Origin of the sequence: Ruegeria sp. HKCCD7221, from assembly GCF_013031225.1 — a bacterium.
Lineage (GTDB): Bacteria > Pseudomonadota > Alphaproteobacteria > Rhodobacterales > Rhodobacteraceae > Ruegeria.
Window position 1 is genome coordinate 344,547 of the sequence record NZ_WPZE01000004.1, and the last position, 19,644, is coordinate 364,190.

Consider the following 19,644-nt stretch of genomic DNA (forward strand, 5'->3'; position numbering starts at 1 on the left):
GGGCAGGGCGGGTTAGACCGCTGACATGGTTCTGAAATTTTCCAACCTGCCCGAACTCTATGCGCATGGATTTGACACGGTGATCGACGTGCGCAGCCCTGCGGAATTTGCCGAAGATCATTTGCCCGGTGCAATAAACCTGCCGGTGTTGGACAATGAAGAACGCGCAAGGGTCGGCACGATATACGTTCAGCAAAGCCCCTTTCTGGCGCGAAAGCTGGGCGCGGCATTGGTGTTTCGGAACGCGGCTAATCATATCGAACGCAGCCTGTCCCACCACGAAGGAGGGTGGAAGCCCTTGGTTTATTGCTGGCGCGGCGGGCAGAGGTCAGGGTCGTTTACTTGGATGCTGCAGCAAATCGGCTGGCGAGCCGAAGTTGTAGAGGGCGGTTATCGCACCTATCGCAGGTTGGTGAACCATTACCTGTATGATGACCCGTTGCCCCACCGATTGATTGCGCTGGACGGGTATACGGGTACCGCAAAGACCGAATTGCTGACCAAGCTCGGCGCGTGTGGCGTTCAGGTGCTTGATCTTGAAGGGCTGGCAAATCACCGGGGGTCATTGCTGGGTGAAATGCCCGGAGGACAGCCCAGCCAGAAGGCCTTCGAATCTGCGTTGGCAGCCTGTTTGTGCCTGCTGGATCCCGCCCGTCCGGTGGTGGTGGAAGCGGAGTCTTCGAAAATCGGATCGTTGATCTTGCCTCCAACCATCTGGTCCGCGCTTCGAAACGCGCCCCGTATTCAGATCGCTGCCCCGATTGAGGCACGCTCGGCCTATCTGGTGTCGGCCTATGACGACGTGTTGTCAGATAGTGACCGGTTGCGGGATCGGCTGTCTCCGCTCCGGTTTCACCGGGGCCACGATATTGTGGATGGGTGGGTGTCGTTGATCGACGCAGGCGACAAGAAGGCTCTGACCCGAGCCTTGATGGAGCAGCACTATGACCCGGCTTATGCCAAGTCCAGCCGGGCGCGCAAAGCGCCGGTCATCGCCCATGTCGATGTTCCTAGGTTGGACGACGCGGGACTGGACAGTGCGGCGGCACAGGTCCAACAGGTTTTGGATCAGCTTTGAAGGCGCAGACCGGATGTTTCGGTCATTTGGCCAATGACAACCGCGGGGTATCCCGCCTCACGTAGCGTCGTACAGGTTTGATGTGCGTGATCCGGGGAAACGGCAGCCAATAAGCCCCCGGCGGTTTGCGGGTCGAACAGCAGGTCGATCTTGCCGCCGGAGGGCAATTCGGGCGCCAGCGCGCGATTGTCATTGAACAGCGTGGATCTGACGCCGCCTTCGCTCAGTTCAAGTGCGCCGGTCATGATCGGGATTGCATCGGGGTCAAGGGTTGCCCCGCAGCCTGATGCTTCGCAGATACCCAAAAGGTGCCCTGCGAGGCCAAACCCGGTTACGTCCGTCATGGCATGGGCGTCGGCCAGAATGCGCGAAGCTGCATCCTGCGGCTGGACCATCTGTTGAAATGCCTTTGAGACCCACGCTCCGTCCGCCGCGCCAGCCATTTCAGCGGCCATCAGGATACCGCTGCCCAATGGTTTGGTCAGGATCAGGGCATCACCGGGGCGTGCACCGACAAGCGTGATCGGGTCGCGCTCACACAGGCCGGTCAAGGTGAAGCCGATGGTCAATTCGTCCCCCATGGAACTGTGGCCACCTACAATTTCAGCTCCGGCTGAACGGATAACGTCGTTAGTCGTCGTCATGACCTCGACCATCGTGCGGTGCTGCAAGTCCGGGGACATCCTCGGCAAAATGATCGTTGCAGTCGCTGCCTGCGGTACGGCCCCCATCGCCCAGATATCACCAAGGGCGTGCACGGCGGCGATCCGAGCCATCAGGACCGGGTCGAGTGTGAAACCGCGAAGGTGATCCGATGTCATGACCTGCCGTGCGTTTCCGGTTAGCAGAAGGGCGGCGTCGTCATTGGGCAACGGCGTCACATCTGCGCGGTCGGGTTTGGGCAGGTTGCGCAGGGCGTCCCGCAACGCGCCCCTCCCGATCTTTGCGCCACACCCCCCGCACATAGGTTTGTCACCGACCGCGCTGTCCAACCCGGCGGCGTGGTCGCGGGGCAGTGCTGGTTGTGCCATCTGAGGCAGGTTGCGGAATTTGTTCATGAATGTCTGGTCGATGTGGTCCTTCCATTTCCACATCAACGCACCACTGAAGGAGGTGCCCAGACGTTCGGCCAGCGCGGACTTTCCGCCCAAAGACACCAGTTTCAGGTAGTCCTTTTGCGGGACATACCGGCGCAGTTTTCCCGCGCCAAGGGCTGCGCGCAAGTTGTTGAACAGAATGGGAGCTTCTCTTACTGCATAGACGCCTGCCTTGGGTCTTGGGCTTTCGGTCAGATGCGCGCAATCCCCGGCGGCAAAGACAGCCGGGTCACTGGATTGAAGGTGCCCGTCGACCTGAATAAAGCCGTCTTTCAAATCCAGCCCTGTCTGCGCGATCCACTCATGGGCGCGGGCACCGGCGGCACCGGTTACAAAGTTCGCCGGAATCTGACGCCCGTCCTCAAGCAGCACGTGATCGTTTGTAATCCGCGTGATGGTCGCGCCTTCGATGACTTCAATGCCAAGGCCGGACATCGAGCGCCTTATCGTCGATGCGGCTTTGTCCTGCGTTGCGGTCAGGGCTTGGGCATTGTCGATCAACGTGACCTGCGCGGGTCGGTTTCTGGACTTCAGGGCATGGGCCATTGCCATGACCAATTCGACGCCCGCTATACCGCCGCCAATAACGACCACCGCAGCAGGGCCGCTTTGGTCGACAAAATCGCCCCATTTGGCGGCAAATGGCCCCAGCGGTTTGGCTGGGGTCGCGTGTTCGGCGAAGCCCTCAAGTCGTGGCATGTCCGAGGTGATGCCCACGTTGACCGAAGCCACGTCAAACGTGATCGGAGGGCGTCCGGGCACATGCACATGTCGGTCATTCAGGTCGATTCCATCCACGGCCCCTAGAACGATGCGCGCACCTGCGAACCGGGCCAGCTTGACCAGATCGATATTCAGCTCGTGCCTGTCATAATGCCCGGCGACAAACCCCGGCAGCATGCCCGAATACGGTGCGGTCGGGCCGGGGTTGATCACCGTGACCCGAGCGCCCGGCAGTGGGTCCATCCCCCATTTCCGCAGCAGCAGTGCGTGGGTGTGACCGCCGCCAATAAGAACCAGATCGCGGGTCAGGGGCAGCGGAGGTGTATTCATATCGCTAGTTCGCCGTATGGTCCGGTACGTCTTCGACCTGTTCGACGGCGTGGGTGGCCCAAAGCCCGTCCTCGCCCGCGTCTGGCAGGTTCTCGGGTTTTTCATGGCGGTGAATGTGCCACTTTGCAATGAACAGGGCCGTGATCGGGGCTGTCAGGAACAAGAACAGCGTGATCAACAGCTCATGCAGGGACAGATGACTTTCAATCAAAACCGAATGGATGATCGAAGCCACAAGAACGCCGCCCACCCCCAGAGTCGTAGCTTTGGTCGGCGCATGAAGGCGCGACATCGGGTCTTTCAGTTTGATCATCCCGTAAGAGCCCACGAACCCGAAAATCCCCGAGACGGCTAGAAAGAACGCGATCAAAAACTCGAAAATGAATGCCATGCCGCCCTCACTCGATAATATTGCCGCGCAACATGAAACGCGCGTAAGCCACGGTTGAGACGAAGCCCAGCATGGCAATGATCATGGCGGATTCGAAAAAGATCTCGGTCCCCAGGGATAAGCCATACAGGATCAGAAGGGCGATAGTGTTGATCACCATCGTATCCAGCGCCAGCACACGGGTGCCGACACCGTCTGCTGTGATGATCCGCCAAAGGCACATCATGATGGCGGTTCCGAAGCACGCAAAGGCAAACCAGATGGCGTAGTCGATCATTCGAAAATCTCCTTGAGCCGGCGTTCATAGCGCTGCTTGATTTGATCCCGCACCGCATCGGGGTCGGGGGCGTCCAGGCAATGAACCAAAAGGCAATGACCTTGCGCTGACAGATCGCTGCTGACCGTGCCCGGTGTCATTGTAATGGTGCCGGCCAGAACGGTTATGGCCTCGGGCGTGCGTAGTTCCAGCGGTACGCTGATCCAATTGGGTTGGCGGTCTGCATCGCGTTTGAACAGGATGATCCGGGCGACGGTGACATTGGCCACGACGATATCCCAAAGTACGACCAGAATATACTCTACGACCATGGGCCAATTCCGCAGTTTCGGGCGATCCGGCCAGTAGGGTTGCGTGACGAATGGGATGATGATCCCTAAAATCAGGCCGAAGACCAACGAGTTCAGCGAAGGTCCGTTCGCCAGCAGAACCCACACAACCGTCAAAAGAAACGTCAGATGAGGGTGCGGAAATATCCGGTGCAGGAGTCTTATCATTCTTCGCCTCCCAATACGGCTGAGATATAGTCTTCCGGGGTAAACAACTGCTGGGCCGTGCTGCTGGCGTATTGCAATGCAGGACCAGCGAATAGCGTCAGCATGACAAGGCCAAGAACAAGCGTAAAGACGGCAGTGAAGGCAAGACCGGGTTGCGGTTCTGGCGCCGGAACTGCGTCAACCCCGTCTTCGTTTTCTTGGTCCGCTTCTGGGTTGTGCTGGGCGCCATGACTTTTCCAAAAGATCAGCGACCCGGCCCGCGCCAGCCCGACAATCGTGACGAATGAGCCGATCAGGATTACGGCCCAGATTGCGTTTGCGTCCGGTGCATCCCGCGCGGCGTCCAGAACCAACAATTTGCCGACAAAGCCGGATAGCGGCGGCATCCCTGCCAACGCGATGGCCCCGACAAAGAACAGGGCTGAAATCAACCCGCTCTGCGGCATTGGGCGCGTGGGGGCAATCGCTCCGCCGCGACGTTCCATCACCAGATCAGCCACCAGGAACAGCAGGGCGGTCGCTAGGGTCGAATGGTAGATATAGTACAGCGCGGCGGTCGTGGCGGTTTCCGTGAACAGTGAAATGGCAATCAGCAGCGTTCCCATAGACGCGATGGCGCAAAAGGCCACCATCCGCGCGATATGCTGCGCGCCAAGGATGCCGATCGTGCCCACCGCAAGCGTCACCAGAGCAGCCGGTTGTAGCCATGCGCCTACCAGTCCTTGCGTCGCTTCTACCTCGGGGCCGAAGCCCAGCGTGTACATCCGCAGGATCGAATAGGCCCCGACCTTGGTCATGATGGCAAACAGTGCTGCGACAGGCAGAGGGGCGTTCGCGTAGCTGGCGGGTAGCCAGAAATGCAGAGGCAATACCGCGGCCTTGATACAGAACACCAACAGCAACAGCACCGCGCCGACCCGCAGCAGGGCCGTGTCGTCGGCCGGTAGCTCGGCCACGCGTACAGCCATGTCCGCCATGTTTAGTGTACCGGTCACAGCATAAAGCGTTCCCAGTGCGAACAGGAACAGGGTTGATCCCAGCAGGTTATAAGCGACGTATTGCACGCCTGCCTTCAGACGCACCGCCCCGCCGCCATGGGTCATCAGGCCGTAAGAGGCGATCAGCAGAACCTCGAAGAAAACAAACAGGTTGAAGGCGTCGCCAGTCAGGAATGCGCCGCACACACCCATCAATTGAAAGTGGAACAAGGCATGGAAATGTTTGCCCCGGTCGTCCCAGCCCGAGGCGATGGCATACAGCACAATCGGCAGCGCCAGCAGGGCGGTCAGCAGTACCATCATGGCCGACAGTCGGTCCAGAACTAGAACAATACCGAACGGCGCGGGCCAGTCGCCCAGTTCATAAACCTGAATGTCGCCTCCCGCCGCCTGTGCAGTAATCGTCAGGGCAATCCCCAGCAGACCAACAACCCCGGCGACCGAGAAGATGCGTTGCAGGTCCAAATGATACCGCAGGACCATGATAATAAACGGGGCCAGGATCGCAGGAAGGACGACCGGCGCTACGATCCAGTGGTTCATGCGTCTTCTCCCGGCGCATCCACGCTGTCTTGCGCGGTCATGTCGATGTGGTCATCCCTGGACGACAGGTACGCCGACAATGAGATCATGACGATCACCGCCGTCATCCCGAACGAGATCACGATGGCCGTTAGAACCAGCGCCTGTGGCAGCGGATCGGTATAGGGAACGTCTTCGTATTTGTTCAGGACAGCAGGAGCGTTCAGCGCCAGCCGTCCGGTGGCGAACAGGAATACATTCACGGCGTAGGTCAGCAAGGACAGGCCCAGAATAACCGGAAAGGTTCTACGGCGCAGGATCAGGAAAATCCCGGCGGCGGTCATGATGCCAACGGCTGAGGCGACAAGCGCTTCCATTAGGCTTGCTCCTTTTCTTGTTCTTCTTCCGGGGGATTATCCCGCAGCGGGTTGATATCCATCGGGAATTCCTGCGCCATTCCGGGCTGCCAGGCAAACCGTGACAGACTGTCCAAAGCCAGCATGACAGCGCCCAGAACCGCTAGGAAAACGCCTGTGTCGAACAGCATCGCCGTGGCCCATTCGAACTCTTCCAGCGGTGGCCAGTGCAGATAGCCGAAGTCGCTGGTCAGGAAGGGGCGTTCGTTGAACCACGCACCCAGACCCGTTGCGGCTGCGATCAGGACACCCCAGCCGATTGTGCCGTGATAATAGAACCGCTGCCGTTCAATGGCCCAAGTGTATCCGCTGGCCATGTATTGCATCAGGTAGGCGATGGCGACGATCAGTCCGGCGATAAAGCCGCCTCCGGGCTGGTTGTGGCCGCGGAAAAAGATATAGGCCCCCACCATCAACGCAATTGGCATCATCATGCGCGTCACGACCACCATCATGAGAGGGTGTGAATCACCCGATTGTGGCCAGTGCGGTTTGCGGTTCAGCAGATAGCTGCGGACATTCGTCCCCAATACGGATTCTGTCAGCGCAAAGATGATCAGGGCAGCAATCCCCAGCACAATGATTTCACCAAAGGTATCAAAACCCCGGAAGTCGACCAGAATCACGTTGACGACGTTGGTGCCTCCGCCTCCTTTGTACGAGTTGGCAAGGTGGAACTCGGAAATGGTTGGAAACGCAAAGTCACGCAGCATGAGCGCATAGATCAACGCGCCAGTACCCAGCCCTGCGACGACTGAAATAGCCGCGTCCCGCCAACGCCGCGTTGCGCTGCTGTCCCATGGTGTATCCGTAGGCAGAAAGTTCAGCGACAGCAGCAGAAGGATCATGGTCACCACTTCGACCGAGATCTGCGTCAGGGCCAAATCCGGAGCCGAGAGGTAGTTGAACGCCATTGAAACGATCAGTCCAACGACTCCAATCAGGACCAGCGACAGCAACCGGTTACGGTGGAACCACATAATCGCCAGCGTCGCACCCGCCAGACAGATCCAACCGATGAACGGAATGAGTGGCGCAGGCAGGGCTTCGCGTGTCGCGACCCCCAGCGACCCGGTCGAATACGCATAGTATCCCAGTCCGAGCGTGAAGGCGATCAGGATTATGGCGTACCGGCTGATCACACCATTATGCAGCGCGTCTGTGACCCACCTGCTGAACACCGTGAATGCGCCAATGACATAGTCAAAGATCGCTTTGGCCTCGGGGCGGGGAAGGGCGTTCCAAAGCTGCTCGCCCCGGCGGTGAAGGGCCAGCAGGAACAGACCGCCCAGCGTTGCAACAACGGACATGTAAAGCGCAGGCGTAAAGCCGTGCCACAGCTTCAGCGAGTAGTAGGGCAGTTTCTCGCCACCAATCACCGCGCTGGATACAACGGCGACCAGTGGCCCTACAATGGCCGCAGAATACAGGCCAATCAGCACAACAAGCACCACAAGGAAAGCCGGGGCCAGCCATAGCCCGACCGGAGGATCATGTGGATGGGCCGGGTAATCGCTCCGCTGTGGGCCGAGAAACACATGGCTGACAAAGCGGAATGAATATGCGGCAGAAAACAGCGCCGCCAGCAAAGCAAGACCCGGCACCAGATAGTGTGAGTTCAACCAAGTGGTGTGAACGGTTTCTTCCAGCATCATCTCCTTGGACAAGAAGCCGTTCAGGGGCGGTAGCCCTGCCATTGACAGTGCTGCAATCGCTCCGATGGTGAAGGTTATCGGCATAAGCTTTCGCAGACCGCCAAGCCGCTTGATGTCGCGGGTTCCCGTCTCGTGATCGACAATGCCTGCGGTCATGAATAGCGCGGCCTTGAAGGTCGCGTGGTTGATGATGTGGAACACGGCGGCGACGGCTGCGAACTTGGTGCCAAAGCCCAACAACATCGTGACCAGCCCCAGATGTGACACCGTTGAAAACGCCAGCAGCGCCTTCAGGTCATCTTTGAACAGAGCGATGCAGGCACCGATCAGCATCGTGACCAAACCTGTTGTCGCGACAATATAGAACCACGCATCTGTTCCGGCCAGAACCGGCCACATTCGCGCCATCAGGAAAAGCCCGGCCTTCACCATTGTGGCAGAGTGCAGGTAAGCCGAAACCGGTGTCGGTGCAGCCATCGCATGGGGCAACCAGAAGTGAAATGGGAATTGGGCCGACTTGGTGAAACACCCCAACAGGATCAGGATCAGGGCAGGCAGATAATGCGGCGACGACTGGATCAGCTCTTTGTTCTGAAGAATGACGCTCAGGTCGTAGGAGCCGACGATATTGCCAAGGATCAGCATCCCCGCGATCATGGCGAGCCCGCCTGACCCCGTTACCGCCAGTGCCATTCTGGCCCCTTGGCGCCCTTCGGGAAGGTGTTTCCAATAGCCGATCAGTAAGAATGAGCTCAGCGACGTAAGTTCCCAGAAAATAAGTAGAAGAAGGATGTTGTCCGACAAAACGATACCGACCATCGCGCCCTGAAACAGCAGCAGGTACGTGTAGAACTGCCCCATCGGATCTTCGCGTGACAGGTAGAACCGGGCGTAGAGAATGATCAGCAGACCGATGCCCAGGATCAGCAGGGCAAACAGAAAACCAAGACCGTCCAGCATGAAATTGGCGTTCAGACCAAGGCTGGGAATCCAATCAAACCGAGCGGTCACGACATCCCCCCGCATGACCGACGGGATGTGGATGAGCAAACCCATCAAGGCCAGAAACGTGGTCAGCCCCGCGGCGGATGCAGCTGCGTTTCGTCCCGCCCTGATAAGAAGGGCTGGAAACACAGCGCCGAGAAAGGGAAGGGCCGCGATGAGGAATAGGGACAAGTGCGATACTCCGGTCTGGGCGGTCAAAATTAGTACTGATTTTGTAAGGAAATATTTCCGACTGTCCAGCTATTGCAAGTTTTGCACTTTGTCCTACCCCTGCATTCAGGGCGAAGTTTTGTGCGGGAAAATGACGCGATCTTGATTGGCGCGTCTATTTTCGGCGCGGAATTGAAACTGGGACTGTGATAAACCCGTCTTGTCGGTTTAGGAGTATGCGACGTGGCAGGTGAAACAGCTAGAACACGCAGATGGGTTGTGCTTGGCACGGTCGGCGTCGTGGCAACAGGGTTGGCGGTTCGCGAATACCGGCTGATCCCTCCTGTTTACGCGGGTGGGCAGCTTGGGGTTCGGGACGCGCACCAACAGGCTGTATCAGGTGAGATATTGTTGCTTGATATCCGCACGCCACGGGAATGGGCGGCGACAGGCGTCGGAGAAGGGGCGGCAACGCTGGACATGCGCCGGGAGGATTTTGTCGAGGTGTTGGATCAATTGACCGATGGCGACAGGACCACGGCAATCGCTTTGATCTGCGCGCGTGGTGTCCGGTCAGCCCGGCTGAGTAACCGCCTAAGCGAGGCCGGGTTTGAGAACATTATCGACGTTCCCGAAGGTATGCTTGGGTCCGCTGCGGGTCCGGGCTGGCTGCGTACGGGCCTGCCTTTGGTTGACTACGAAAAGGAATAGCTATGATCCGAACGGTGACATTGGCACTTGGCCTTTCGCTTGCGGGTCAGACCGGCCTTGCCGCCTGTGCTGATCAGGACGGGATGTGCGAAACGGCCTCGGGTGGGTACCACATCGAACTGCCACAGGCCGAAAACCCGCCGCTGGTGGTTTTTCTGCACGGCTATGGCGGCACCGCAACGGGAACTTTGAAAAACCGCAGGATGGTCGACCCTCTGCTGGCCCGAGGCTATGCGGTCATGGCCCCCGAAGGGTCAGAGCGAAACGGACGCCAAAGCTGGAATTTTTTCCCCGGATGGGAAGGCAGGGACGAAACCGCATTCCTGACCGAAGTGGTGCAGGACGCCTCGGACCGGTTTGGTGTTGATGCCGACCGCGTGGTTCTGGGTGGGTTTTCGGCCGGGGCCTTCATGGTCTACTATCTGGCATGCGCTGCGCCCGAGACATTCTCGGCCTATGTGCCGGTATCCGGCGGGTTTTGGCGGCCCCATCCCCAAAGCTGCGAGGGAGCGGTGCGCCTGTTTCACACGCATGGCTGGACCGACAATGTAGTCCCGCTGGAAGGCCGCATCCTTGGCGGAGGCCGCTTTCATCAGGGCGATATTTTTGCCGGGTTGGAAATATGGCGCGTAGCCAACGAATGCGCAGACACCAAGCCAACCGGTTTTTCCACAACCGGCCAATTCATGCGCCGTCACTGGAGTGGTTGCGCCGATGGCAGCGCGTTGGAATTCGCGCTTTTCCCCGGGGGGCACAATGTGCCAAAGGGGTGGTCCGATATGATGGTTGATTGGTATGAAGGCCTGCCGGGAGGCTGATCAAAGCCCATTACTCGGCAGGTGTCATGACGCCCTTGCCCTCGATCAGACGCTTCAACTCATCCCGGTGTCGACGGGCCGACCGGGTGATTGCGGGTTCCTGAATGTCCTCTTTCATACCGACCATACGGCGCGCGGGTGCAGATGAAACACCGCTGAGCGCCGATAACGGAATGGCAAACGCGAGGCTAATGGCAATCGGAGCCAGCCAGATCGACACGAGGCCCGACAGAATGCCAACACTCAGGGCGACGCCGCTGATGGTTTCCAGCGCATGGCACAGGATCAATGTACGCAACCCATAGCTGCCGCCATCGCGCGCCTGTGGGGACCAGCCTTTTTGCACACCAAACGCTGTACGGAAAACGGCGATCATCTGCTGCACCATAAGGATCGGAGCATAGAGGATGGACAGGACCACCTCGGCCAGAAAAGAGGTCAGGAACTTGGAACCGCCACCAAACTCGGAATAGCGCATACCGCTTAGGGGCAGTGCCAGAACGCCAAGCACTTTGGGGGCTAGTAGCATGGCGTACATGACCAAGATAATCAGGACGTGACGGGTTTCCGACATTTCAGGCCACTGCGGGAACAGAGGGTTATCGGGGCTGAAATAATGCAGAACCGACGCGTCTTCGCCCTGACCGATAAGCGCCCACATGACCAGTAACGCGAACCAAAGCGGTGACATCAGGTATCCAACAGCACCGTGGAACATGTGGAACCGCGATACGGCCCGGAACCCGGCAGAATCCAACAATTTCAGGTGCTGCAGGTTGCCCTGGCACCAGCGCCTGTCCCGCAATGCGTGATCAATCAGCGTCGGCGGGGTTTCTTCGTAAGATCCACGGATGCGCGGCAGGAACCGCACGCCCCATCCGGCGCGGCGCATTAGCCCAGCCTCGACGAAGTCGTGGCTCATGATCAGCTTTTCCTGACCGCTGAGCGTCCGTAGTTTTGGCAGACCCGCACAATTGGCAAAAGCCTTGGTGCGGATAATGGCGTTGTGACCCCAATAGTTGCCCTCTTGCCCGCACCAGCGGGCCAGCCCTTCGGCAAAGGCGATACCGTAAACCCCATTGGCGAATTGCTGCATGCGGGCAAAAACCGACTGCGCGCCGATCAATTGAGGATAGCTCTGGATCAGGCCCGCGCCGGGGTCGCGCGCCAACGAGTCGGTCAGGCGCAGGATTGCCTGGCCCGTCATCAGGCTGTCTGCGTCCAGCACTAGCATCGCGTCCCAATCAGCACCCCAGCGACTGACCCAATCGGCAATGTTTCCGACCTTGCGGTCCGTGTTCTGTTCACGCCGACGGTAATAGAGTTCCAACCCCGGCGCGAGCGTGGTGCGCAACGCTTCGATACTGGCTTGTTCCTGCGCGGCAATTTCGGGATCGCGGGTGTCGGACAAGATGAACATGCCATAGTGATGCTGACCACCTTGCGCGCGCAGGTCTTCCAGCATCGTCCGGGCATTCCCCAGAACATTCCACGGAACCTCGTTATAGACAGGCATCAGCAGAGCAACGCGCAGCGGCTGCGCGCGATCTTGCCGTTGCGGCGGTTCTTGCCGGGACAGCGACACCATGCCCAGCAATACAGTGCAGACCGTGAAAGCGATCCAGAAGAAATTAAAGGAAATCAGGGTTAGAAGGATACCTTCTACCAGATTGATTCCTTCGGCCGCAAACCAGTCCGCCATCACCCATAACAAGCACAGCGTCGCAACCATTGCGGGCGAGAACACAAGCGCACGCCAAAAGCCAGCCGAAGGACGCTGGCCGCCCGGGACTTGTGCATCGCGGAACCCTGCGCGGAAATTCTGCGCTGGCATCGCCAAAGGTGTCTCCGGCGGCATGATATGCAAATCGCTGCTCATATGGTCCATCGGTACAGCCAGACCTCTGAGGCCGGTTGTTTGTCTTTCATCAATTGCGCACGCAGTTCGACGTGGTTGCGTTCACCGGGTTGGAACGAGAATGCCAGCCGCAACCCACCCGTATCGGGGTTACGCTGCAATACACCGTCCGAGGTTTCGGCATGGGGCGAGTCCACGAAGATGGTCATCGCCTCGGGATCATCGAACAGATCGCTTGGCTCAAAGTCGATGACAGCCAGACGGCCGTCGCCAAAGGTGTTGTCCCCCATCGCCGTGTTGATCACGCGCGGCATTGGGGTCCGCTGTGGTTCTTCGCCCCAGATCAGGCGATAGGACATGTCGACCTGGCTGCCTGCCGTGTACGGCTCCATTGGCCGCCAATAGGCTACGATATTGTCATAAATCTCTTGATCGGCCGGAATTTCCACCAGCGTTACCGTGCCTTTGCCCCAATCGCCATTCGGTTCGACCCACAGGCTAGGGCGTTTGTGGTAATTGGCTTCAAGATCGGCATAGTCCGAGAATTCCCGCTTGCGCTGCATCAGGCCGAAACCACGCGGGTTCATGTCGACGAAAGAGGAAATCTGCAAACGGGTAGGGTTGGCCAATGGCCGCCACAGTACCTCGCCGGCGCCGTTGCGGATCAATAGCCCGTCGCTGTCATGGACAGCAGGGCGGAAGTCGTCAAAGCGGCTGTGGTTGGTTTGATCGAACAGGAACATCGACGTGCCCGGTGCGATCCCTACATGAGTCAGGTCCTCGCGCGGGAACAGCGTAGCTTCGACATCCATCACGCAATCCGCACCGGCGGTGACGTTGAACCGATAAGCACCGGTTACGCTGGGGCTGTCCATCAGGGCGTGCACAACCATGTTGCGCTGGCCGGGTTCGGGACGTTCCAGCCAAAAGCGGATGAATTCCGGAAATTCCTCGCCGTCCGGGTCGCCGGTTTTCAGGGCAAGGCCACGCGCGGACAGGCCGTAAACCTCGTGCAGGCCAATGGCGCGAAAATAGCTGGCCCCTTGCCAGACGCAGAACTCGTCTGTCTCGCCGGGGCGGTGCATTTCGGTCCGCAGGCGCAGGCCAGAAAAGCCCAGCGTATCGTCGATGGGCAGTTGTGGCACGTCTTTGGACTTGTCGAACATCGACAGGTCAAAAGCGACCGGCGTGGCCATGCCATCCTCGACCGTGGCCACTTTGACAGTGCGGGGGAAGTAAAGGCCGGGTGTGAAGAAATCGACGTTAAACGGCGTTTCGGTTTCGTACCACAGCGCGCGATCTAGACGGAACCGGATCGAGCGGTATTGCTGATAGGTCAGGTCCTGCCATTCCTGCGGGACCATTTCCCGTTCCGCAAATGGCCGACTGGCCAGATCGCGGGCAAGCGCGATCACGTCTTCGCGCTGAAATGGAACTTCACCACCTACCGCAAAGGTCGCCGGGGCGATTGCAAGCGCCGAGGTTGAGGTCAGAAATGCGCGACGTGTGAAATTCATTTTTTCGACTTCCAAGGTTGTGACTTAAACCACGCGGCCGTGTAAGCGACGCCGATGATCATGGCAAAGCCAATCATGTTTGCGGCAAACACGCTGGCAACATCCCGCCCACTCAGGTCCAGTCCGACGCCGATAAGTCGTGCTGCTGCCATTGAAAATACGAAGACAGCCAGTGACTGCTGCCCAACTTTGGTGATTACGGTCAACAGGAACTGCCAGACCCGCGCGGCAGCTCCGTGCCCGGTCGCGATCAGGCGGTGACCATGCTCACCGGCGACGACCCAGCCCAGATAGGCTAGCGACAGGAAGTGAATGTAACGGAAGAGGCCGAATTCCGTTTTGTCGCGGAATTCTTTGGTGACGGGCCAGACTTTGCGGATTTCGTCGGCAAGGTCAGGGGCTGCCGCATTGATCCACATAAACACTTTCCAGGACCCGAAAGGCATTGACAGGATCAGGAATAGCGCCGCTGCCCAGATCAACGTTTTCGACACAGGCGGGGCAGGAATCCAGCCTCGCATGAAGGCAAAGCCAGTGAAGAACAGCAACTGCCATCCAAAGGGGTTGAAAAACCACTCCCGTTCCGACCACGGTTCGGCGGGCAGGGCCAGCGCACCCGTCTGTGCGACGAGCCAGATCGCTATGGACGTGGCGGCAACGGCCCAAAATCCAACCCGATACAAGCCCATGAACACGGGCATAAGGGCCAGAACCACCAGATACATCGGCAGAATGTCAAAGTAGTTCGGCACGTAAGTCAGCGTGAACAACCCTACCATTTGCGGGGCCGGGTCATTGAAGAAATGCTGCAGGTTCAGGGACGAGATGTAGGTTTTCTCGAAAAGCCCGGTCTGATCCAGTGCAGCCATCGACATGGCCACGAAGAAGAACAGGCAGATATGCGCCCAGTATACCTGCCAGATGCGGAAGGCGACACGCGCCGTGCCCATCCACCAGCCTTTGCGCAAAAAAGCACCGCCAAATGCGATGGCCGAGGCCATGCCCGAGCAGAACACAAAAATCTCGGTTGCGTCCGAGAACCCGAACCGCGCGGGAATCCACTTGGCCCAGGGGTCGTTTGGGATATGGGCGATCAGGATGATAAACATCGCGATGCCGCGATAGAAATCCAGGCGCGGGTCGCGCACGCGGGCAGGGGCGGCTGCTTGGGCCGCCACAGGCGCAAAATCAGAAGCGGGCGATGCTGTCGCCATACGTGTTCTGTCCTTCTTTGGTCTTTTGTTTTTGTTATTCAGCCGGAACGCTTTGTGCATCCCGATCATCGCGGGCCGCGTCGATCAATGCGCGGCGCGCAAGGGCGTAATTGTCCTCGCCACCGGCCCGTTTTGCGCGGCGGTCATCCAAAATGCGCTCGACTGCATCTAGACGCCCGGCGCGCAGGCCGGAATCAATTGTGATGCGCTCGAATACATCCCGTTGCGCGTGACTGCCACCTGCCAATTGCATTCCGTCACGTGCATTGAACAGGAAATCAAAGGCTTGACCATAAAGCCCCTCGCCGAAGGCTTCCAGCCCCTTGGCCGCCGCGACCCCCGGATCGGACATGCGGATCGGGGTGTCACCCTGATTGCGCTGGGCGTCTTTCTGGATGCGTTGCAGCATCTTGCCGGTGGCCTCGGGGCGCTTGTCGCCAGTGAGGGCCAGCAAATAGTGCAGATCGGCGAAGATCAGGCAACCATCCTCGGTGCGCGCGGCGCTGAGATCGGCCAGTTCTTCCCAGCGGTTGCCAACATTGACGCCCTCAAGCTCAAGCCGGGATAGCAGAGAGGTGGCGTTCGAGATGTCGCGGTAGTCGTCGGTTTTGTCCTGACGGATATAGTTGTCATACAACTCCATCACCTGATCGACCTGACCCAAATCCAGATGCATCAGCGCCTTGTGCCACCAGACGTGATAGCGGAAGTTGTTGCAATGGGTCCAGGCGTCCTCGCGCCCGGCCAACCAGTCCAGACCCAGTTGTGCATTGCCTGTCATCTCATGCACATGTGCGACGGCGTGCAGGCCCCATGCATCGTCGGAGGCCATCCACAAGGCCTGACGACCTGCGATCTCGGCTTTTTCATAGGCGCCCGTTTCTTCCAGCGCGAAAGAGTGGCAGCCCAGCAGATAGCCGCGCCCCGCGTGATCAGGTTCATACGCGGGCATCACCCTTTCGATGGATCGGCGCATCCCGGCGGAGTCACCTAAAATAAACCGGGTGGCATGGCTGAGCTTCATTGCAAGCGTATCTTGCGGATGCGCGCGCAGGACCTCTTCGAACTTCTGTACAGCCTGCGAAGGCAGATCGGCCAGATAAAGCTCCAATGCATCAACATACAGACGTTCGCGGTCTGTGACTGGCTGACGCTCCATCGCGGCTTTTGCAGAGAACAGCGCGCCGGTTGCAACAGGCATCATCTCGCGCCGCCCCAAGAGGACCATGAACAAGCCTTTGACCGCGTGACCCAGCGCAAAGTCGGGCTCAAGTTCCAGAACAGCGACCAGGTGCTGCGGGGTGACCGCCGCGTGCGCCATGAATCCAAGCAGCACCCCGTTCCATGCTTCGACGCTTGTCGGGTGGCTCAGAGTGTTCATCTGTCCGAAAACGTCTTGTTTCATGCTCGTGGTCCGATCCAGTTTTGAATATGTTGCTCCATTCGACTTACCAGAGACTCTAGCGGCGTCGTATCAGTATCGACCAACCTCTCGAATTGGTGAAAGGCTGTGTGCCTAAAACGTGAAAAAAACCGCCGATTCAACGGCATGTTTCAGCAACATGCCGCCTAATTCGGCGTTCTGTTTCAATCTTTGAACGGATTTTCAGCGTTCAGAACATCCTGTGTGTCCGCCCCAAAGACCGGGGGAGCGGCACGATATGTAACCGGTGTGCGCGAGAAATTGAGCGGATTTCCGATCAGTTTCACTTCGGCTGGACCGGCCTGCATTGCAATCTGCATTTGCCGCGCCGCGACCTGTTCGGTGTCAAAAACCTGATCCATTGTCTGCACGGGGCCGACGGGCACTTTGCGGTTTTCAAGCTCGGATATCACCGTTTCAGTATCAACGGATCGAACGGCGGGGCGAAGTATTGCGTTCAGCGCATCCCGGTTTTCAAGACGCGAAGGGTTCGTGGCAAACCTCGCGTCATCGGCCAGTTCGGGGCGCTCGACAAAGTCGCAGAAACGCCTGAACTGGCTGTCATTCCCGACTGCCAGAATGACGTGGCCGTCTGACGTTTCATAGACATCATAAGGCACGATATTTGGATGGCCGTTTCCGCGCCGCTGCGGAACGTCGCCAGAGGTCAGGTAGTTGACCCCTTCATTGATCAGCCACGCAATCTGAGCATCCACAAGCGCAAGGTCGATCTGCTGGCCTTCTCCGGTCAAGTCTCGGTGACGCAGCGCGGCCAGAATGCCAACAGTTGCGTACATCCCGCACATGACATCCGCGATGCCCACACCCACTTTCATCGGAGCGCCCTCGGGATCACCTGTCAGGGACATGATGCCGCCGTAGCCTTGCGCCATCAGGTCATAGCCGGGTTTTGACGAATTGGGGCCCGTCTGCCCATAACCCGAAATGGAACAATAGACGAGGCCGGGAAGATCTTTGGACAACGCCTTGTAATCCAACCCGTATTTTGCCAGCCCCCCGGGTTTGAAGTTCTCGATCAGGATATCCGCATATGAGGCCAGTCTTTTGATCTCGGCCTGACCCTCGGCTGTAGCGATGTCTATGGCGACGGATTTCTTGTTGCGGTTGGCCGACATGAAATACGCGCTCAGGTCCGAGGGGTTTCCGTCGGCGTCCGCCACATAGGGCGGCCCCCATTGGCGCGTGTCGTCGCCCTTGGTTGCTGGGTTTTCGATCTTGATCACGTTGGCGCCCAGATCCCCCAGAAGCTGAGTGCAAGTCGGCCCCGCAAGGATGCGGGACAGGTCCAATACCTTTACGCCTTTCAGCGGGCCTTCAGATACGGCCATCATAGCCTCCACGGTCAATTTCTGCGGCAATCACAGTGAATGTGTCAGATTTCATCGCCGCGTCCAGTGCTGCGCGCAATTCGGAACGTGTGCGAACCGTGTGGCCGCTGCCGCCAAATGCGCGGCCCATTGCCGCAAAATCGTGTCGGTCGAAGTCCACACCTTTGTTTCCCATCTGACGTTGCCGCTGTTTCAACTCGATCAGGGCAAGGCTTGCATCCACGAAGACCAGAAAAATGGGGTTACCGCCCATTTCGGCGGCGGTCGAAAGCTCTCCGGCGACCATCAGGAATCCGGCGTCCCCCGAAAAGCTGATCACGGGGCGGTCGGGCTCTGCCAGTTTTAGACCGATCGCCATCGGCACGGCGCACCCCATCGTGCAAAGGGCCGAAGATTGGATCAACCCGCGTTCCTCGGAACATTCCCACATCTGGCTGAGAAGGATTCGATGGGCCCCGCTATCTGCCGTGGCTAGTGTTTCCGGTGGCAATGCAGCGCGTGTTTCAGCGATAACGGCTGCCGGTCCCCACTCATCATCAACCGGAAAGGCCTGTAACAATGCAGACTTGACCTTGTCCGGTTCACCGCCGGGCCAGGTTTTGCGGGCGGGGTTGCCCTTGGCAATCGCTTCAAGTGTCGCGCCTGTATCGGCCACCAAATTCAACCCGGCCTGATGCATGTAGTGGTCATTAACCACGGCCGAGATATCAATGACCCGCTTTTCATCTGGGTCCCAAATCTCGCGCCAGCCGGGGCGCATTTCGATTGGGTCATAGCCCAGACACAAAACCAGATCAGCCTGTTCAATCAACGGCACCAGATGCTTGTCGGCCAACGGTGACAGACCCGCACCACCCAAGCACAGGGGGTGATCTTCGGGGACGACGCCCTTGGCCTTGTAGGTGGTGACGAATGGAATGTCGAAATGTTCCAAAAACGCCTGCACGACGTTTCGCGAGTCATCGTAAAGAACATCAAGCCCGACAATGGCAATGGGGCGTTCGGCCTCGGTGACCCAGCGGCGGGCTTTCTCAATGCAATTCCCTTCGGGCGCGACCGCACCGGGTTTGGTAAGTCTGCGGCGTTTTACGCCCGATACGCGTGTATCCGCGACCGAGATGGGCACATCAATATGCACCGGACCGGGGCGGGGCTGGTTGGCCAGCGACACGGCCTTGTCCGCAATGATATCCGCGCCCTTTGCGGTAAGCGTAAAGGTCCCCTTGGTGATCGAGTGATAGACCTGCGCGTGATCCATGACCTGATGGGTATAGGTCAGCGCCTCATCCGCGTCGACGCACCCGGTCAGAACGATCATGGGCACCCTGTCCTGCAAAGCGTTGGCAACCACATTGATCCCGTTCATCGCTCCGGGGCCGAGTGTTGCGACAAGAATTGCAGGCGCGCCGTCGCGGTGATGCACGGCCTCAGCCATGAAACCTGCTGCGTTTTCGTGTTTGGTCAGGTGAAAGGTGATCCCGGCCTGTTCCAGCGCGTCCACCAGTGTCAGGACTTCGCCGCCCGGCATGCCAAAGGCGTGGCGGCACCCGGCCTCATAAAGACGTTCGGCCAGAAGGTCCGCAGCGCGGGGCGAAAGGTCCTGCATCAGTCGAGC

The 19,644-nt window shown here is 58.8% G+C and carries 16 protein-coding genes; 3 read left to right on the forward strand and 13 right to left on the reverse strand.

The window, feature by feature from the left end; all coding sequences use genetic code 11:
• Positions 1-25: 25 nt before the first annotated feature.
• Entirely contained in the window at positions 26-1,078 is a 1,053-nt protein-coding gene (gene mnmH / locus GOX73_RS12780; protein ID WP_171125430.1) for a tRNA 2-selenouridine(34) synthase MnmH, read from the forward strand.
• Here the strand turns inward: mnmH and selD are convergent.
• The 7 genes from selD to GOX73_RS12815 are packed head-to-tail and all read right to left on the reverse strand — an operon-like array spanning position 1,069 to position 9,160.
• Positions 1,069-3,228 (reverse strand): selenide, water dikinase SelD, encoded by a 2,160-nt coding sequence (selD, locus tag GOX73_RS12785; protein WP_171134929.1) that lies wholly within the window; start codon positions 3,226-3,228, stop codon positions 1,069-1,071. The genes mnmH and selD overlap by 10 nt on opposite strands.
• Positions 3,229-3,232: 4 nt before the next feature.
• Positions 3,233-3,619, reverse strand: a complete 387-nt coding sequence (locus tag GOX73_RS12790) for a Na+/H+ antiporter subunit G (protein WP_171125427.1) — start codon at positions 3,617-3,619, stop codon at positions 3,233-3,235.
• Positions 3,620-3,626: 7 nt separating this feature from the next.
• Entirely contained in the window at positions 3,627-3,896 is a 270-nt protein-coding gene (locus GOX73_RS12795; RefSeq protein WP_171122015.1) for a K+/H+ antiporter subunit F, read from the reverse strand.
• Positions 3,893-4,393 carry a Na+/H+ antiporter subunit E gene (locus tag GOX73_RS12800; RefSeq protein WP_174825655.1) on the reverse strand — a complete coding sequence of 167 codons (501 nt, stop codon included), beginning with the start codon at positions 4,391-4,393 and terminating at the stop codon, positions 3,893-3,895. The genes GOX73_RS12795 and GOX73_RS12800 overlap by 4 nt, the downstream gene beginning before the upstream one ends.
• Positions 4,390-5,934 (reverse strand): monovalent cation/H+ antiporter subunit D, encoded by a 1,545-nt coding sequence (locus GOX73_RS12805; RefSeq protein ID WP_171125424.1) that lies wholly within the window; start codon positions 5,932-5,934, stop codon positions 4,390-4,392. Before GOX73_RS12805 ends, GOX73_RS12800 begins: the two co-directional genes overlap by 4 nt.
• Positions 5,931-6,290, reverse strand: a complete 360-nt coding sequence (locus GOX73_RS12810) for a Na+/H+ antiporter subunit C (protein ID WP_171122017.1) — start codon at positions 6,288-6,290, stop codon at positions 5,931-5,933. Before GOX73_RS12810 ends, GOX73_RS12805 begins: the two co-directional genes overlap by 4 nt.
• Entirely contained in the window at positions 6,290-9,160 is a 2,871-nt protein-coding gene (locus tag GOX73_RS12815) for a monovalent cation/H+ antiporter subunit A (protein ID WP_171125421.1), read from the reverse strand. Before GOX73_RS12815 ends, GOX73_RS12810 begins: the two co-directional genes overlap by 1 nt.
• 222 nt (positions 9,161-9,382) lie before the next feature.
• Between GOX73_RS12815 and GOX73_RS12820 the strand changes: the two genes are divergently transcribed.
• Both GOX73_RS12820 and GOX73_RS12825 read left to right on the forward strand, forming a co-directional pair.
• Complete coding sequence (locus GOX73_RS12820) at positions 9,383-9,850, forward strand: rhodanese-like domain-containing protein (RefSeq protein WP_171125419.1); 468 nt, start codon at positions 9,383-9,385, stop codon at positions 9,848-9,850.
• 2 nt (positions 9,851-9,852) lie between these two features.
• On the forward strand, positions 9,853-10,668 hold the full coding sequence (locus GOX73_RS12825) for a PHB depolymerase family esterase (protein ID WP_171125417.1): 816 nt from the start codon (positions 9,853-9,855) through the stop codon (positions 10,666-10,668).
• A 10-nt stretch (positions 10,669-10,678) separates the two neighbouring features.
• Here GOX73_RS12825 and mdoH read toward each other — a convergent pair whose 3' ends face one another.
• The 6 genes from mdoH to GOX73_RS12855 all read right to left on the reverse strand — a co-directional run bounded on the left by mdoH (position 10,679) and on the right by GOX73_RS12855 (position 19,635).
• Positions 10,679-12,547 (reverse strand): glucans biosynthesis glucosyltransferase MdoH, encoded by a 1,869-nt coding sequence (mdoH, locus tag GOX73_RS12830; RefSeq protein WP_171125415.1) that lies wholly within the window; start codon positions 12,545-12,547, stop codon positions 10,679-10,681.
• On the reverse strand, positions 12,544-14,043 hold the full coding sequence (locus GOX73_RS12835) for a glucan biosynthesis protein (protein WP_171134930.1): 1,500 nt from the start codon (positions 14,041-14,043) through the stop codon (positions 12,544-12,546). The genes mdoH and GOX73_RS12835 overlap by 4 nt, the downstream gene beginning before the upstream one ends.
• Positions 14,040-15,257, reverse strand: coding sequence for an OpgC family protein (locus tag GOX73_RS12840; protein WP_171125411.1), 1,218 nt, complete (start codon positions 15,255-15,257; stop codon positions 14,040-14,042). The genes GOX73_RS12835 and GOX73_RS12840 overlap by 4 nt, the downstream gene beginning before the upstream one ends.
• 34 nt (positions 15,258-15,291) lie before the next feature.
• The gene (locus GOX73_RS12845) at positions 15,292-16,662 is read right to left on the reverse strand and encodes a tetratricopeptide repeat protein (protein WP_171125409.1); all 1,371 of its coding nucleotides are present in this window, start codon (positions 16,660-16,662) and stop codon (positions 15,292-15,294) included.
• Between the two features lie 182 nt (positions 16,663-16,844).
• Complete coding sequence (locus GOX73_RS12850; RefSeq protein ID WP_171125406.1) at positions 16,845-18,029, reverse strand: CaiB/BaiF CoA-transferase family protein; 1,185 nt, start codon at positions 18,027-18,029, stop codon at positions 16,845-16,847.
• Positions 18,016-19,635: a thiamine pyrophosphate-binding protein gene (locus tag GOX73_RS12855; protein WP_171125404.1), complete on the reverse strand. Its 1,620-nt coding sequence runs from the start codon at positions 19,633-19,635 to the stop codon at positions 18,016-18,018. The genes GOX73_RS12850 and GOX73_RS12855 overlap by 14 nt, the downstream gene beginning before the upstream one ends.
• Positions 19,636-19,644: the final 9 nt, after the last annotated feature.